Source organism: Microbacterium sp. JZ31 (assembly GCF_016805985.1).
Lineage (GTDB): Bacteria > Actinomycetota > Actinomycetes > Actinomycetales > Microbacteriaceae > Microbacterium.
In genome coordinates this window covers 1,388,786-1,403,365 of the sequence record NZ_CP017661.1, presented here as the reverse complement: position 1 = coordinate 1,403,365, position 14,580 = coordinate 1,388,786, and the positions used below count along the sequence as shown (strand labels likewise).

At 71.6% G+C, this 14,580-nt stretch carries 15 protein-coding genes; 7 read left to right on the top strand and 8 right to left on the bottom strand.

What is annotated here, in order from left to right; all coding sequences use genetic code 11:
* Positions 1 to 4 precede the first annotated feature (4 nt).
* The 3 genes from BJP60_RS06645 to dut are packed head-to-tail and all read right to left on the bottom strand — an operon-like array spanning position 5 to position 1,774.
* Positions 5 to 733, bottom strand: coding sequence for a DUF3159 domain-containing protein (locus BJP60_RS06645; protein ID WP_203138454.1), 729 nt, complete (start codon positions 731 to 733; stop codon positions 5 to 7).
* Positions 734 to 737: 4 nt separating this feature from the next.
* Positions 738 to 1,325 carry a DUF3710 domain-containing protein gene (locus BJP60_RS06640; protein WP_203138453.1) on the bottom strand — a complete coding sequence of 196 codons (588 nt, stop codon included), beginning with the start codon at positions 1,323 to 1,325 and terminating at the stop codon, positions 738 to 740.
* Complete coding sequence (gene dut / locus BJP60_RS06635; protein ID WP_203138452.1) at positions 1,322 to 1,774, bottom strand: dUTP diphosphatase; 453 nt, start codon at positions 1,772 to 1,774, stop codon at positions 1,322 to 1,324. Before dut ends, BJP60_RS06640 begins: the two co-directional genes overlap by 4 nt.
* Positions 1,775 to 1,786: 12 nt before the next feature.
* On the opposite strand from dut, the gene BJP60_RS06630 reads away from it, so the two are divergent.
* On the top strand, positions 1,787 to 2,296 hold the full coding sequence (locus BJP60_RS06630) for a DUF3093 domain-containing protein (RefSeq protein WP_203138451.1): 510 nt from the start codon (positions 1,787 to 1,789) through the stop codon (positions 2,294 to 2,296).
* On the opposite strand, the gene BJP60_RS06625 is transcribed toward BJP60_RS06630, so the two are convergent.
* Positions 2,297 to 2,593: a DUF4193 domain-containing protein gene (locus BJP60_RS06625; protein WP_203138449.1), complete on the bottom strand. Its 297-nt coding sequence runs from the start codon at positions 2,591 to 2,593 to the stop codon at positions 2,297 to 2,299.
* 241 nt (positions 2,594 to 2,834) lie between these two features.
* Here BJP60_RS06625 and sepH point away from each other — a divergent pair, with 241 nt between their 5' ends.
* The gene (gene sepH, locus BJP60_RS06620) at positions 2,835 to 3,890 is read left to right on the top strand and encodes a septation protein SepH (protein ID WP_203138448.1); all 1,056 of its coding nucleotides are present in this window, start codon (positions 2,835 to 2,837) and stop codon (positions 3,888 to 3,890) included.
* A 39-nt stretch (positions 3,891 to 3,929) separates the two neighbouring features.
* On the opposite strand, the gene BJP60_RS06615 is transcribed toward sepH, so the two are convergent.
* Positions 3,930 to 5,054, bottom strand: a complete 1,125-nt coding sequence (locus tag BJP60_RS06615; protein WP_203138447.1) for an alkaline phosphatase family protein — start codon at positions 5,052 to 5,054, stop codon at positions 3,930 to 3,932.
* Positions 5,055 to 5,149: 95 nt separating this feature from the next.
* Between BJP60_RS06615 and BJP60_RS06610 the strand changes: the two genes are divergently transcribed.
* The 3 genes from BJP60_RS06610 to BJP60_RS06600 are packed head-to-tail and all read left to right on the top strand — an operon-like array spanning position 5,150 to position 8,954.
* On the top strand, positions 5,150 to 7,603 hold the full coding sequence (locus BJP60_RS06610) for a DNA gyrase/topoisomerase IV subunit A (protein ID WP_238439602.1): 2,454 nt from the start codon (positions 5,150 to 5,152) through the stop codon (positions 7,601 to 7,603).
* 10 nt (positions 7,604 to 7,613) lie between these two features.
* Entirely contained in the window at positions 7,614 to 8,369 is a 756-nt protein-coding gene (locus BJP60_RS06605) for a sulfite exporter TauE/SafE family protein (protein WP_203138446.1), read from the top strand.
* Positions 8,370 to 8,375: 6 nt separating this feature from the next.
* Positions 8,376 to 8,954 (top strand): uridine kinase, encoded by a 579-nt coding sequence (locus BJP60_RS06600; protein ID WP_203138445.1) that lies wholly within the window; start codon positions 8,376 to 8,378, stop codon positions 8,952 to 8,954.
* 109 nt (positions 8,955 to 9,063) lie between these two features.
* Here BJP60_RS06600 and BJP60_RS06595 read toward each other — a convergent pair whose 3' ends face one another.
* Entirely contained in the window at positions 9,064 to 11,160 is a 2,097-nt protein-coding gene (locus tag BJP60_RS06595) for a DNA gyrase/topoisomerase IV subunit B (RefSeq protein WP_203138444.1), read from the bottom strand.
* Positions 11,161 to 11,355: 195 nt separating this feature from the next.
* On the opposite strand from BJP60_RS06595, the gene BJP60_RS06590 reads away from it, so the two are divergent.
* Positions 11,356 to 11,571 carry a DUF7455 domain-containing protein gene (locus tag BJP60_RS06590; RefSeq protein ID WP_442923414.1) on the top strand — a complete coding sequence of 72 codons (216 nt, stop codon included), beginning with the start codon at positions 11,356 to 11,358 and terminating at the stop codon, positions 11,569 to 11,571.
* Between the two features lie 175 nt (positions 11,572 to 11,746).
* Here the strand turns inward: BJP60_RS06590 and BJP60_RS06585 are convergent, their stop codons facing one another.
* A complete protein-coding gene (locus BJP60_RS06585; protein ID WP_203138443.1) occupies positions 11,747 to 12,778 on the bottom strand; it encodes an alanine racemase in 1,032 nt (343 codons plus the stop codon).
* The gene (locus BJP60_RS06580; RefSeq protein WP_203138442.1) at positions 12,775 to 13,458 is read right to left on the bottom strand and encodes an alanine racemase; all 684 of its coding nucleotides are present in this window, start codon (positions 13,456 to 13,458) and stop codon (positions 12,775 to 12,777) included. The genes BJP60_RS06585 and BJP60_RS06580 overlap by 4 nt, the downstream gene beginning before the upstream one ends.
* 52 nt (positions 13,459 to 13,510) lie before the next feature.
* Here BJP60_RS06580 and BJP60_RS06575 point away from each other — a divergent pair, with 52 nt between their 5' ends.
* A complete protein-coding gene (locus BJP60_RS06575) occupies positions 13,511 to 14,533 on the top strand; it encodes a sugar-transfer associated ATP-grasp domain-containing protein (protein WP_203138441.1) in 1,023 nt (340 codons plus the stop codon).
* The last annotated feature ends 47 nt before the right edge of the window (positions 14,534 to 14,580 follow it).

Sequence of the window (14,580 nt, the reverse complement as noted above, 5' to 3'; positions counted from 1 at the left end):
GGCGTCAGCCGCGTCGTGCGGGATACAGCGCCCGCGCGGCGAGCCACGTCACGGCCACCAGCGGCGCGAACAGCGGCAGCCCCATCACGAGCTTGAGCGTGCCCAGCAGCGTCGTCTCGTTCGCGAGGTACAGCGGCAGCTGCACGGCGAGCCGCGCGAAGAAGAGCCCGGCCCACGCGAGGGCCAGCCAGCGGAACACGCGGCGCTTGCGACGATCCTCTCGCCAGGCCGTGCCCTCCCCTGTGAGGAAGCCGGCGGCGAGCCCGATCAGCGACCAGCCGATCACGGCCGAGACGAGGAACGCCGTGCCGTACACCGCGTTCGTCACGAGACCGATCACGAAGTTGTCGCGGCCCTGGCCCGTGAACAGCGCGAGCGCCGCGGCGGCCGCGGCCGCGAGCAGGCCGCCCATCGCGGCGGCGGGAGGCGACTTCTGCGCGAGGCGCACGATCGTGAACACGGCCGCGATCCCGACGGAGAGCCCGAGCGACAGCACCAGCGGCTCCGGCCAGAGCGTGTAGACGATCACGAACACGAGGCTCGGCAGGATCGACTCGAGCACGCCGCGCACGCCGCCCATGGCCTTCCACACCACGTCGCCCGTGGTGGCCTCCTCGGCGGGATCGATTCCCGCACGGCGCGCGACACCGCCGATCGCGGCGCCGACGACCTCGGACGCCGAGGGCTCGGGCCTGCTGTCGGGGCGGGTGCCGCCCCCGTCCTGCGAGCTCATCGCGTCACGCCGACGCGGGCGTCGACGGCATCTTGAGCGGGATGAGGTCGCGCGGCGGCATGGGCGCGCCCCCACGCACGACGACGATCGAGCGGAACAGGTCCTCGACCTGCTCCGCGGCCGCGGGGTCCGACGCCGCGGCGCCGCCGATCACGCCGCGCAGGAACCAGCGCGGGCCGTCCACCCCGACGAAGCGGGCCAGACGCATCTGCGCGTCCTGGCCGGCGACGACAGGGACCTCGGCCAGCAGCTCGGCGCCGAGCGGGCCCTCGCGCTCCTCGACGCGTCCGCCCTGCTGGCGCACCTGGTCGCGGATCTGCGCGCGCGTCTCGTCCCACAGCCCCGTGGTGCGGGGCGCGGCGAACGGCTGCACCTGCAGGGTCGAGTCGGCGTAGTCGAGTCCGACCGCCACGATGCGCTTGGTCTGCTCCTCCACCTCGAGACGGAGGTTCAGCCCCTCCCGCGGCAGCACCTTGATGCCACCGAGATCGATGTAGGGGCGGACGGGGTTCGCTTCGCTCTCGTCGAGCGGTCCCGCGGTGGCGCGGTCGCCGGGGGCCGCCTTGCGACCGATCTCGAGCTCGTCGCTCACTTGCTGTCTCCTTGGGTCTGGTAGCCCGTCGATCCGAAGCCGCCCTCGCCGCGCACGTGCTCGGGAAGCTCGTCGACCGGGATGAAGCGCGCCTGCGGGACGGGCATCAGGATCAGCTGGGCGATCCGGTCGCCGACGGCGATCTCGTACGCCTCGCGCGCGTCCGTGTTCAGCAGCGCCACCTTGATCTCGCCCCGGTAGCCCGCGTCGATCGTGCCGGGCGCGTTGACGATCGTGATGCCGTGCTTCGCCGCGAGGCCGCTGCGCGGCACCACGAAGGCGGCGTAGCCGTCCGGCAGGGCGATGCGCACGCCCGTGCCGACGAGCGCACGCTCGCCGGGCTCGAGGCGGACCGCCTCGGCCGCCGTCAGATCGGCGCCCGCGTCCCCCGGGTGCGCGTACACCGGCGGAGCCGATGCGATGATGGGGACGTCCACGGTTTCGGTCACTCCACGAGGGTAATGCAGAACACATCACCGCCCGCTCCGCGCGATCGCGCGACGTCGCCGGGCTCAGCGCGACGCCCCCTGTACCGCGAGCGGCTCTCGCCCTCGCTGTGGATCCTCGGCGGCGCCGCGGTCGTCGCCCCCATGGCCGCCCTGGTGTTCGTGCAGTACGACAGGACGCTCTCACTGGTGATCGGCATCGCCGTCGCCGTGCTCGTCGTTTCGGCGCTCATCCTGTCCTCGCCCGTCATCGAGGTGACGGGCGACGAGCTGCGCGCGGGCCGCGCGCACATCGACGTCGCGCTGCTCGGCGAGCCCGTCGCGCTCACCGGCGAGGAGGCGCGCGCCGCGCGCGGCTCACGCCTGGATGCGCGCGGCTGGCACCTGATACGCGGCGGGGTCGCCGGGATCGTCGTCCTCCCGGACGTGGATCCCGACGACCCCGTGTCGTCGTGGACGCTCTCGTCGCGGACGCCCGACCGCCTCGCGGCGGCGGTGCGTCACGCGCAGAGCGCGCGCCCCTGATCAGTGCGAGCAGTCGCGGCAGATCGGGCCCGCGGCGTCCTCGTGATCGATCTGCGAGCGGTGCTTCACCAGGAAACAGTTCATGCAGGTGAACTCGTCCTCCTGCGGCGGGAGCACGACGACGTCGAGCTCGACGTTCGAGAGGTCGGCGCCCGGGAGGTCGAAGCTGGAGGGGTTGTCCGCGTCCTCCACGTCCACCGAACCCGACATGGTGTCGGGGACACGCGCCTTCAGCGCCTCGATCGACTCATTGCCGTCGTCCTCGGTCTTGCGCGGGGCGTCGTAATCGGTTGCCATGTGAGTGGGTCACGCTTCTTTCATCAGCTGTGGTGCGGTCTCCGCCGTGCGGCGGAGCGGCGATAGTCTGCACGGCCGTCGCGCGTTATGCAAATGCGTCGGCGTGCTGGTGTCGAAACTCGCGGCACGCCCGTTCTATTCCCGCCGTTCGGCCCCGCCCGTGAAACCATGGCGACGTCGTGATGCAGCGGCGGGCCGCTGTCCTGCAGCGGCGACAGGGGCGAGCCAGAGGAGGATGGGCATGGAATCGCTCACCATCATCGGACACGAGGACGGCCGGCTCGTCCTGGCCACCGAGGCCGGGCAGCGCTTCACGCTCGCGATCGACGACGTGCTGCGCTCCGAGATCCGCCGGGCCCAGCGCGATCAGGCGCCCGCCGAGCCGCGCGCTCCGCTGCCGAGCCCGCGCGAGATCCAGGCGCACATCCGATCCGGCATGTCGGCGGAGGACGTCGCCGCGCTGCTCGGCGCGCGTGTGGAGGACATCCGGCGCTTCGAGGGACCCGTGCTCGCCGAGCGCGAGCACGTCGTCGGCCAGGCGCTCGCGGTGCCGGTGCTGATGGGCATCGAGCTGGAGCAGGACGAGAACCCCACGTTCGGCATCGCGATCCGCGCCAAGCTCGCCGAGCTGGGCGCGACGGGCGAGCGCTGGACGAGTTGGAAGGAGTCCTCGGGCTGGATCGTCAAACTCGAGTTCACGGCGAACGACGTCGACCACGACGCGCGCTGGAGCTTCGAGCCGCGCCGCAGCGCGCTGTCGCCGCTGAACGGCGACGCGACGCAGCTGTCCCGCCAGGGACCGATGCCCGAGGGGCTGATCCCGCGCCTGCGCGCTCTCGACACGGTCGCTCCCCTGCAGGGGAACGGCTCGGAGGACGAGAGGGAGGAGGACCGCTTCGACTCGGGCGCGTTCGGCCCACGTCGTCTGCCCGAGCCGCAGCCGGAGCACGAGTCCTCCCCCACGGTCCGCGACTTCGCCACCAAGCGGGCGCCGGCATCGCAGAGCGCCAGCTCCGACACGGCCGACCTGCTCGAGGCCCTGCGCCGTCGGCGCGGTCAGCGCGAGCCCGCCCCCGCGTTCGACACGGAGCTCGTCGACCGCACGTCGGATCACCCGGCAGGCGGTGCGGCCGAGGGCGAGCGCCGCGCGCCCGTCGCGCTGTTCGATGCGACCCCCGAGCAGACGCAGGGCCAGGACGAGACCCCGGCCGAGAGCGAGGAGACCCCGCGCCGTCGCGGCCGGGCCTCGATGCCGTCCTGGGATGAGATCGTCTTCGGCGCGCGCAGCGACGACTGACGTCCCCGCGGTGCCGGCCGCGCGATCGCGGCGCGGCGCTCAGCCGGCGTAGGCGCCGAGCCGCAGCAGCGGGACCATAAGCTCCTCGGGCGTGACCGAGCCGTGCTGGCCGACCATGTCCTGTGCGCGCTTGTCCTCGAGCCGGTCGTCGTAGAACGCCCACGTGCCGCGCGCGGCCACGAGGAGGTCGCCGATCCGCGGCCGGATGTCGTCGGCGACCGTGCCGAACAGCCCGCCGGCGATCGCCTCGTCGCGCGTCGCGACATCGGCCGTCCGTCCCGACACCGATTCCCACACGGCGGCGGCCTCCCGGATGTCCACGCCGTCCTCCAGATACACGTGCAGCAGGCGCGGCTCGCCACCCAGGTGCGCGACGCCGTCCAGCCGCGGGTCCTTCTCGCCCAGCAGGACGTGCCGGTGGCGCGGCACGTCGACCATGCCGTGATCGGCCGTCACGACGGCCCCGACGCCGGGCGGCACGGGGGCTGCGAACGCCGCGTCGATGTCCTCGAGCGCCGCGATCCACGCCTCCGAGTCGACGCCGCGCCGGTGACCTGCCTTGTCGACCTCCGGGAGGTAGCAGTACACGAGCGAGCCCGGCTCCCGCGCCGCGAGTTCGTACGCGAGTCGCACGCGCATCCGGACGTCGTCCGACGCGACGTACTCGGCGCCCCGCAGGATCGCCGCCGTCAGGCCCGTCGTCGCGTACTCCGCGAGCCCGACGGCGAACGCCCGGCGGCCCTCCGCGCCCGCGCGCTCGAACACCGTCGGGCGCCGCTGCCACGTCGCGGGGTCGAGCCCGTCCCGCTCGTAGCCGTTCAGCTGATTCGCGAGCCGTCCGCGATCCGGGTCCATGACGCGGTAGCCGACGAGCCCGTGCTGCCCCGGATCCGATCCCGTCAGGATGGACGACAGCGCGGCGGCCGTCGTCGACGGGAACACCGTGCGCGCGACGTCCTTCCGCCCGCCGAGGGACGACAGCCGCCGGGCGTGCCCCGCGTGCGTCCGCAGCTGCTGCGCACCCAGCCCGTCGATCACGAACAGCACCGCGGATCCGGCGGGGCGCAGCCAGTCGGACGTGCCGGACAGCGACCGCAGGATCTCCGGCGCAACTCCGGTGAGGCTCCGGGCCGAAGCGGGCGCCGTCGGTACGATGGGGGGCATCCGGGCAAGTCTCGCACAACGCGCTTCGCCCGCTCCGGGGCCCGAGCCCGGAGCCCGCCGCTCCTCCGCACGGAGGCGCTCCGAGAAAGAGAAGCATGGCCCGAAAGTCCTCCGCCTCCCCGAGCTCGACGGAACCGGTCGACGAGCGCATCGAGGACATCGACCTCGAGCAGGAGATGCAGGGGTCGTACCTCGAGTACGCCTACTCGGTCATCTACTCGCGCGCCCTCCCCGACGCGCGCGACGGTCTCAAGCCCGTGCAGCGGCGCATCCTGTACCAGATGGCCGAGATGGGCCTGCGGCCCGACCGCGGCCACGTCAAGAGCGCGCGCGTCGTCGGCGAGGTGATGGGAAAGCTCCACCCGCACGGCGACACCGCGATCTACGACGCGCTCGTGCGTCTCGCGCAGAACTGGGCCCTGCGCGTGCCGCTCGTGGACGGGCACGGCAACTTCGGATCGCTCGACGACGGGCCCGCGGCCGCGCGGTACACGGAGGCGCGCCTCGCCTCCCCCGCCCTGTCGCTGACGGAGAACCTCGACGAGGACGTCGTCGACTTCATCCCGAACTACGACGGCCAGTTCCAGCAGCCGTCCGTGCTACCCGCCGCCTACCCGAACCTGCTCGTGAACGGCGCGAGCGGCATCGCGGTCGGCATGGCGACGAACATGGCGCCGCACAACCTCAGCGAGGTCGTCGCGGCTGCGACGCATCTACTCGAGCACCCCGAGGCGACGACGGCCGAGCTCATGGAGTTCGTGCCCGGACCTGACTTCCCCTCGGGCGGCATCCTCGTCGGGCTCGACGGCGTGCGCGATGCGTACGAGACCGGGCGCGGCGCGTTCAAGCTGCGCGGCAAGGTGTCGATCGAGCAGATCGCGCCGCGCAAGACCGGCATCGTCGTCACGCAGCTGCCGTACATGGTCGGCCCGGAGCGCGTCATCGAGAAGCTCAAGGACGCCGTGCAGTCCAAGAAGCTGCAGGGCATCAGCGACGTCGCCGACCTGACCGACCGCAACAACGGCCTACGCCTCGTGATCGGCGTCAAGACGGGCTTCGACCCGAACGCCGTGCTCGAGCTGCTGTACAAGCTCACGCCGCTGGAGGACTCCTTCAGCATCAACAACGTCGCGCTCGTCGACGGGCAGCCGCGCACGCTCGGGCTCAAGGAGCTGCTGCGCGTCTACATCGACCACCGCCTCGAGGTCGTCACGCGCCGCAGCCGTTATCGCCTGGACCGCCGCCGCGAGCGGCTGCACCTCGTGTCCGGTCTGCTGATCGCGATCCTGGACATCGACGAGGTGATCCAGGTCATCCGCTCGTCCGACACGTCCGAGCAGGCGCGCACGCGCCTGTGCACGGTGTTCGACCTCGACGACGTCCAGGCGGAGTACATCCTCGAGCTGCGCCTGCGCCGCCTCACGAAGTTCTCGCGCATCGAGCTGGAGCAGGAGCGCGACGCTCTGCTGGCCGAGATCGCGGCGCTCGAGGAGCTGCTCGGCTCGGACGTGCTGCTGCGCAAGCAGGTCGCGCTCGAGCTCGACGAGACGGCCGAGAAGCACGCCACCCCTCGCCGCACGCTGCTCATGAACGGCAAGCCCGCAGCTCCCCGCCCGCGCAAGGGCGAGCCGGATCTGCAGATCGCCGACGGGCCGACGACGATCGCGCTGTCGACGACCGGACGTGCGGTGCGTGTCGAGGTCCCCGAGGGCCAGCTGCTGCAGGCACCCGCGCGCCGCAGCAAGCACGACGCGATCCTCGCGACCGTCACCGCGACGATCCGCGGCGAGGCCGGCGCGATCACCTCGAAGGGTCGCCTGGTGCGCTTCCACCCGGTCGACCTGCCGTCCGTCCCCGCGAACTCGGTGCAGCTCGGCGTCGGCGTGAAGCTGCACGACTACATCGGTCTCACGGACAGGAACGAGCGGATCGTCGGGCTCGTGCGGCTCGACGACGACACCCCGCTCGCGCTCGGCACGGCGCAGGGAATCGTCAAGCGCATCGTGCCCTCGGCGCTTCCCCCCAAGCCGGAGCTCGAGATCATCGGGCTCAAGGCCGGGGACACGGTCGTCGGCTCCGCGCCGGCGGCGGATGACGCCGAGCTGGTGTTCGTGACGTCCGACGCGCAGCTGCTGCGCTTCGCAGCGTCGGCCGTGCGTCCGCAGGGCGCGCCCGCCGGCGGCATGGCGGGGGTCAAGCTCGGGGCGAAGGCCGAGGCGATCTTCTTCGGCGCCGCGACCGGTGACGAGAACATCGTCGTGACCGTGTCGGGCTCGACCGCGGCGATCCCGGGCACCGACACCGGTCGGGCGAAGATCACCGACTTCTCCGAGTTCCCCGCGAAGGGCCGCGCGACCGGCGGCGTCCGCGCACACGCGTTCCTGAAGGGCGAGGACCGGCTGACGCTCGCCTGGGTGGGCCCGGATCCGGCCCGCGCGGTCGACCCCACGGGCGCGGTGCGCAAGCTCCCCGAGTCCCTCGCCCGCCGCGACGCGTCGGGTCAGCCGCTCGAAGCCGTGATCGGATCCATCGGGCGCACGCTGCGCTGATCCGCCTCTCATGGAGCTGCTCGGGTTCGTCGCGATCTGCGTCGCGTCCCTCGTGGGCGCCGTGGGGCAGCGTGCGCTCGGCATGGGCTTCGGCCTGGTGACGGTGCCCGTGCTGGTCCTCGTGCTCGGCCCGCTCCCGGCGGTCACGGCGGTGAACGTGCTGGGCGCGCTCACGTCCATCATCGTGCTGGCGCAGGTATGGCGGCTCGTCCAGTGGCGACGCCTGATCTGGCTGCTGCTTCCGGCGCTCGCCGGCGTCGTGCCGGGCATCCTCATCGCGACGTCGGCCGACGACGCGGTGCTGAAGACGGTCGTGGGCGTGCTGATCCTGGCGGGCGTCGCGCTGTCCGTGTGGATGCGCCGCAGCGAGAGACCCCTCGAGGGCGACGTCCCGGTCGCCGTGACCGGTGCGGTCGCCGGCCTGCTGAACGGCTCCGTGGGCGTGGGCGCCCCGGTGCTCGGCCTGTACGGCGCGGTCGGCGACTGGCCGCAGCGCGCCTATGCCGCCGCGCTTCAGCCGTTCTTCTTCGTGCTCAGCGTCACGACCGTGGTGAGCAAGACGCTCCTCGATCCCGCCGGCGCGCTGCCGTGGCCGTGGTGGGCGTGGCTGGTGGTCAGCGCTCCGCTTGTCGCGGGCGTGTTCCTCGGCGACCGGCTGGCAGGCCGGCTCCCGGAGCGCACCGCGCGCGCGATCATCCTGCTGATCTCGCTGCTCGGCGGAATCTCCGTGCTCTGGTCCGGCGTCGCCGCCCTGATCGCGGGCTGAACGAACGTGGACGCCCTCGACGCGCTCGTCGCGGAGATCATGTCGGCGACAGCGCCTCCCGCCATCGTGGCGATCGACGGCGTCGATGGCAGTGGAAAGACGACGTTCGCCCGCGAACTGCGCGATCGTCTCGTGAGACGGCGCTCCAGCATCATCCATCTCGACGACTTCCTCAATCCGCCCGGGATCCGTCACGCGCGCGGGCGCTGGTCACCGCTCGGCTTCTGGCTCGACACCTACGACTACCCGGCATTCCGTCGGCGCATAGCGGAGACGCCGCGTGACACGCTCGCGATCGTCGAGGGCATGTTCCTCCAACGCGACGGTCTTGCCGGGCTGTGGGACCTGTCGGTCTTCCTCGACGTCCCTTTCGCCGAAACGGCGCGGCGGATGGCGGTCCGTGACGGAACACATCCCGATCCTGATCACCCCTCGATGCGACGTTATGTCGAAGGCCAGCGGCTGTACTTCGCGGCCGCGCGTCCGTGGACGCGCGCGACGCATGTCATCGACAACACCGATCCTGCGGCGCCCCGGCTCATCCGACCGAGAGACTCCTTCGCCGGCCGCGACGGACGTGGCTGAGCACCGGATCCCGCGCTCGCCATCCGATCGCCGGGTCGTTCAGCACAAGGGCGTCCGCATACGACTCCCGCCTTACCGCGCTAAGCGCGAACTGATCACCAGCGGTCGGTCAGGCGTCGATGGACTCGCGGCTGAGGCGATCGGCCGACTCGACGATGAAGTCGCGTCGCGGACCGACCTCGTTGCCCATCAGGATCTCGAATGTGCGACCCGCCGCCTCGGCGTCCTCGAGGCGCACGCGGCGCAGCAGACGACCGTCGCGCATCATCGTGGTCTCCGCGAGCTGATCCGCGTCCATCTCCCCCAGGCCCTTGTAGCGCTGGATCGGCTCCTGCCAGCGCTTGCCCGACTTGCGCAGCTTGTCGAGCAGCCGGTGCAGCTCGGCCTCGCTGTAGGTGTAGATCGTCTCGTTCGGCTTCGAGCCCGGATTGATCACGATGATCCGGTGCAGCGGCGGCACCGCCGAGAACACCCGGCCGGCCTCCACAAGCGGGCGCATGTAGCGGTAGAACAGCGTGAGCAGGAGCGTGCGGATGTGGGCGCCGTCGACATCCGCATCGCTCATCATGATGACCTTGCCGTAGCGCGCCGCGTCGAGGTCGAACGTGCGGCCGGAGCCGGCGCCCACGACCTGGATGATCGACGCGCACTCGGCGTTCGAGAGCATGTCGCCGATCGACGCCTTCTGCACGTTGAGGATCTTGCCGCGGATCGGCAGCAGCGCCTGGTACTCGCTGTTGCGGGCGAGCTTCGCGGTGCCGAGCGCCGAGTCGCCCTCCACGATGAACAGCTCCGACTGGGCGACGTCCTGCGTGCGGCAGTCGACGAGCTTGGTCGGCAGGGACGAGCTCTCGAGCGCGTTCTTGCGACGCTGGGTCTCCTTGTGGGCGCGCGCCGACACGCGCGCCTTCATCTCGGCGACGACCTTGTCGAGCAGCATCGACGTCTGGTTCTTGTCGTCGCGCTTGGGCGATGCGAAACGCGCCTTGAGCTCGTCGCGCACGACCTTCGCCACGATCGCTCGCACGGCGGGAGTGCCGAGCACCTCCTTGGTCTGGCCCTCGAACTGCGGCTCGGGCACCGTGACGGTGAGCACGGCGCTCAGACCCGCGAGCACGTCGTCCTTCTCGAGCTTGTCGTTCCCGACCTTGAGCCGGCGCGCGTTCGCCGCCACCTGGTCGCGCAGCTGCTTCAGCAGCTCCTGCTCGAAGCCCTGCTGGTGCGTGCCGCCCTTGGGCGTCGAGATGATGTTCACGAACGACCGGATGTGCGTCTCGTACCCGGTGCCCCAGCGCAGCGCGATGTCGACGTTGCACTCGCGCTGCACCTCGGTCGACACCATGTGCCCGTTCGGCTGCAGCATCGGGACGGTCTCCGTGAACGTGCCCGATCCCGTGAGGCGCCACGTGTCGGTCACGGGTGCATCGACCGCGAGGAAGTCGACGAACTCGGAGATGCCGCCGTCGTACTTGAACGAGGTCTCGACCGGCTCGCCGTCACCCTCGGCGCGCGGGCGCTCGTCGCGGATGACGATCTCGAGGCCCGGCACGAGGAATGCGGTCTGGCGGGCGCGCGTGACGAGCTCATCCAGCTGGAACGCGGCGTCCTTCGTGAAGATCTGGCGGTCGGCCCAATAGCGCACGCGCGTGCCCGTGACGGCCTTCGCGACCTTACCGACGACGCGCAGCTGGCTCGTCTCCTCGAACGGCGTGAAGGGCGCATCCGTGCGTGGGCCGCCCTTGCCGTCCGCGAACACGCCGGGCTCGCCGCGGTGGAACGACATCGCCCAGGTCTTGCCGTTGCGGTCGACCTCGACGTCGAGGCGCTCGGAGAGCGCGTTGACCACCGAGGCGCCGACGCCGTGCAGACCGCCGGATGCGGCGTACGAGCCGCCGCCGAACTTCCCGCCCGCGTGCAGCTTGGTGTAGACGACCTCGACGCCCGTCAGTCCCGTGCGGGGCTCGACGTCGACCGGCACGCCGCGCCCGCGGTCGCGCACCTCGACGCTGCCGTCCGCGTGCAGGATGACGTCGATGCGCGATCCGTTGCCGGCGACGGCCTCGTCGACGGAGTTGTCGATGATCTCCCACAGGCAGTGCATGAGGCCCGGCGAGCCGTTCGAGCCGATGTACATGCCCGGGCGCTTGCGGACGGCCTCGAGGCCTTCCAGAACCTGGAGATGATGGGCGGAGTACTCGGCGGTCACAATCTTCGATGCTAACCGCGGCAGCGGACATCGCCCCGCTGACACTCCCTTCTCCCCTACTCCCGTCTGGGCGGAACGGCTCCGGCGTACGCGCTGAGCGAAACATGCCGCCCGCCGGGCAGGATTGCCAGCCCCGGGTGGTTATATGTGATGCATCCCGCAAGCGTGCACGGATGGATGAACGAGGAGGCAGACATGATGACGACCACGACCGAAGCTCCCGCCCCCTCCTACCGCCTCTCGGCGATGGATCGCTGCGACTCCTGCGGAGCGCAGGCCTACATCGCCGCCGAGGTGAACGGCAGCGAACTGCTGTTCTGCGCCCACCACGGCCGCAAGTACGAGGAGAAGCTGCGCGCCGTCGCCACGTCGTGGCACGACGAGACGTCGCGCCTGAACGAGGCCGACTGACCGCAGCCACAGGCTTCACGCGCCCGCCGCCCTTCGGGGCCGCGGGCGCGTTCTGTGCGCGCGGGGTGCGGCCATCCGGCGCGAGACCTCATGTCCGGCACGACTCATCGCCGTGCGGTGATGTCTCGTCACGGAGTTGAGGTCTCGCGGGCCGGTGCCCGCCGCGAATCGCGGCTCAGTCGACGATGCGACGCGGGATGAGCGGCGACACGCGCAGAACAGGCTCCTCGCCGACCGTGCCGATCGCCTCGGCGAGGGTCGTGGACGACGACTCGCCCGACGCTCCCGGGCCGAAGACCGCGACCTCATCGCCCACGGCGGCGCCGGGCCAGGCCTGCACGACGCTCGACGCGAGGCCGACGCGTCGCAGCGCCCGCGCCCCCGCCGGCGTCCCGACGGACGCCGCACCGCTCAGCGACGACGGCAGGCCGTCGAGGGAGCCGAGGCCGATCTCCGCCTCGCCGTCGTGCACGGCGGCGACGCGCGCCACAAGCGTCGCGGCGGGCGCGATGCCCGGGAGCTCGGGCCCGTCGGCCGAGCGGATGCCGTAGCAGAAAGCCCCGACGCGCACGAGGTCGTACCGGAACTCCGCGCGCGCCCAGCCGGCCGCGCTCGCGGCGAGGTGACGCACCTCCGGGTTCAGCCCCGCCGCGCGAGCCACCTCGACCGCGGCGTCGAACGCGGCGCGAGCGACGTCGTCGTCCTCGTCGCTCGCCTCGGAGATGTGGCTCCAGATGCCCGCGACGCGGATGCGGCCCTCGCGCTCGAGCTCGGCGGCGCGCGCCACGAACGCGGGCCAGTCCTCGGGTCGCACGCCGTTGCGGTGCAGCCCCGTGTCGATCTTCAGATGCACGACGGCCACCTCCCGCGCGACATCGGCGATCCGCTCGAGGTAGTCCGCGTCCCCGACACCGAGCTCGAGACCGCCCGCCAGCGCGGTGGTGGCGTCCTCGGCGCCGAGCGTGAGCCAGCAGAACACGCGCGCCGCGTCGCCCGCGACAACCTTCGCACGCAGCGCGCTGCGGACGTCGATCGCACCGAACCAGCGCACGCCCGCGTCGAGCGCGACCGCCGTGACCGCCTCGACCCCGTGCGCGTACGCGTCGTCCTTCACGACCATGAGCAGCTCGGCGGGTGCGATGCGCGTCCGCACGGCCTCGATGTTCGCCGCAAGGCGCGCGCGGGAGATCCGCAGCTCGCTCGTCATCCGGACACCTCCCGCTCGACGTGCAGCCCGACCGCGCACACGAGCTCGGCGGGGGTCAGACCGGTCGCGGTCGTCCAGGCGGCGAGCCCGTCGCGCACGAGGCCGGAGCCGAAGTAGACGGCCTCGTCGCCCGGCTGCACCGGGGCGTCGCCGATGTCGATCACGCACACGTCCATCGCCACGCGCCCGACGATCGGCCGCACGTCGCCCGCGAGCTCGACGCCGACCCGGTTCCCGAGCGCGCGCACGACGCCCTCCGCATACCCGCCGGCGATCAGCGCCACGCGCGTATCGGCCTGCGCCCGATGCGTGTATCCGTACGAGACGCCCTCGCCGGCCAGCAGGCGCTTGGTGGACAGCACCGGCGCCGCGAGCGTCAGTGCGGGCTCACCGCCCGATCCGGGCATGCCGTAGAGCAGCTCGCCGGCGGACGGTTCCCGCTGGACGAGCGCCAGACCGGTCGACGTGACGGCGGCCGCATCCCGCTCGTCGGCCGCCACCGACCGGATGCCCGCCTCCGCGACGACCGCCGCGACGAGCTCGATCCCGTGCCCCCAGGCATCGCGCCGCAGGTCGGCGACCGCGCCCGGATCGCGCGCGAGAAGCCGCGCGTTGGAGAGGAGGGCCGAGCGCGATACGCGTGCGACGGGGGTCGCCCGCCGGGGGTTCGGCCAGGTCACCGACCTAGACTAACCCGAGGGCCGATCGGCCCCGATGACCCTCGGAGTGTGAATGTCTGACAACCGCCTCGGCCTCGCCGGCAAGTTCCGCTACCTCGCCGAGCGCGCCCGCCGCATCGACGTCAAGTCGGTCGCGGAGCGCGCCAGGGAGGTGCACGAGCAGCACGGCACGTGGACGCCGAAGGTGTTCGCCGACATGCTGTGGTCGGCCGCCCGGCACGACGTGGCGTTCCAGGACTACGTCGACTACGACTTCGCGATCTTGTCGAAGGACGAGCGCGCGACGTACATGACCCACCCGGTCTCGATGCAGCTCGCGCAGCGGTTCGCGCAGAAGGACAAGCGCGTCCTGTTCGAGAACAAGATCGAGTTCAACAAGCTGTTCGACCGCTTCCTCAAGCGCGAGTGGCTGATCGTCGAGGCGGGCAACGCCGACGCCGTGCGCTCCTTCGCCGAAAAGCACGGCACGTTCATCGCGAAGGTGCCCGTCAGCCACATGGGGCTGGGCGTGCGCCGCTACCACGCGAAGGACGTCTCGGACTGGGACGCCTTCCACCGCGGTCTGCTCGAGCGCGACGAGCTGCTGCTGGAGGAGGTCATCCGCCAGCACGACGACCTCGCCGCGGTGTGCCCCGGCACGGTGAACACCACGCGCATCACGGCGTTCTTCGACGGCACGGACGTGCACCTCCTTGCGATCGCGCAGAAGTTCGGCCGCGGCGCCGTGAGCGACCAGATGTCGTACGGCGGCTTCTACACGATGCTGCACGACGACGGGCGGGCGTTCGGCCCCGGCTACGACTCGCACAACCACGTGCACGAGAAGCACCCCGACACGGACTTCCCGATCGCGGACTTCCGCCTGCCCCTCATCGACGAGGTCAAGGCCTTCATCGACGAGGTGGCCCGCGTGGTGCCCGAGGTGCCGTACGTCGGCTGGGACGTGGTCGTCAGCCCAGACGGCCCCGTGCTGGTCGAGGGCAACTGGGGCGCCGGCGTCTACGAGAACAAGCCCAGCGTCACGGGTATCCGCACGGGTCACAAGCCGCGCTACCGCAAGGCGATCGGCTTCTGACGCCAGACGCGGAAACGCCCCTCCGAGGAGGGGCGTTTCTGCGTGAG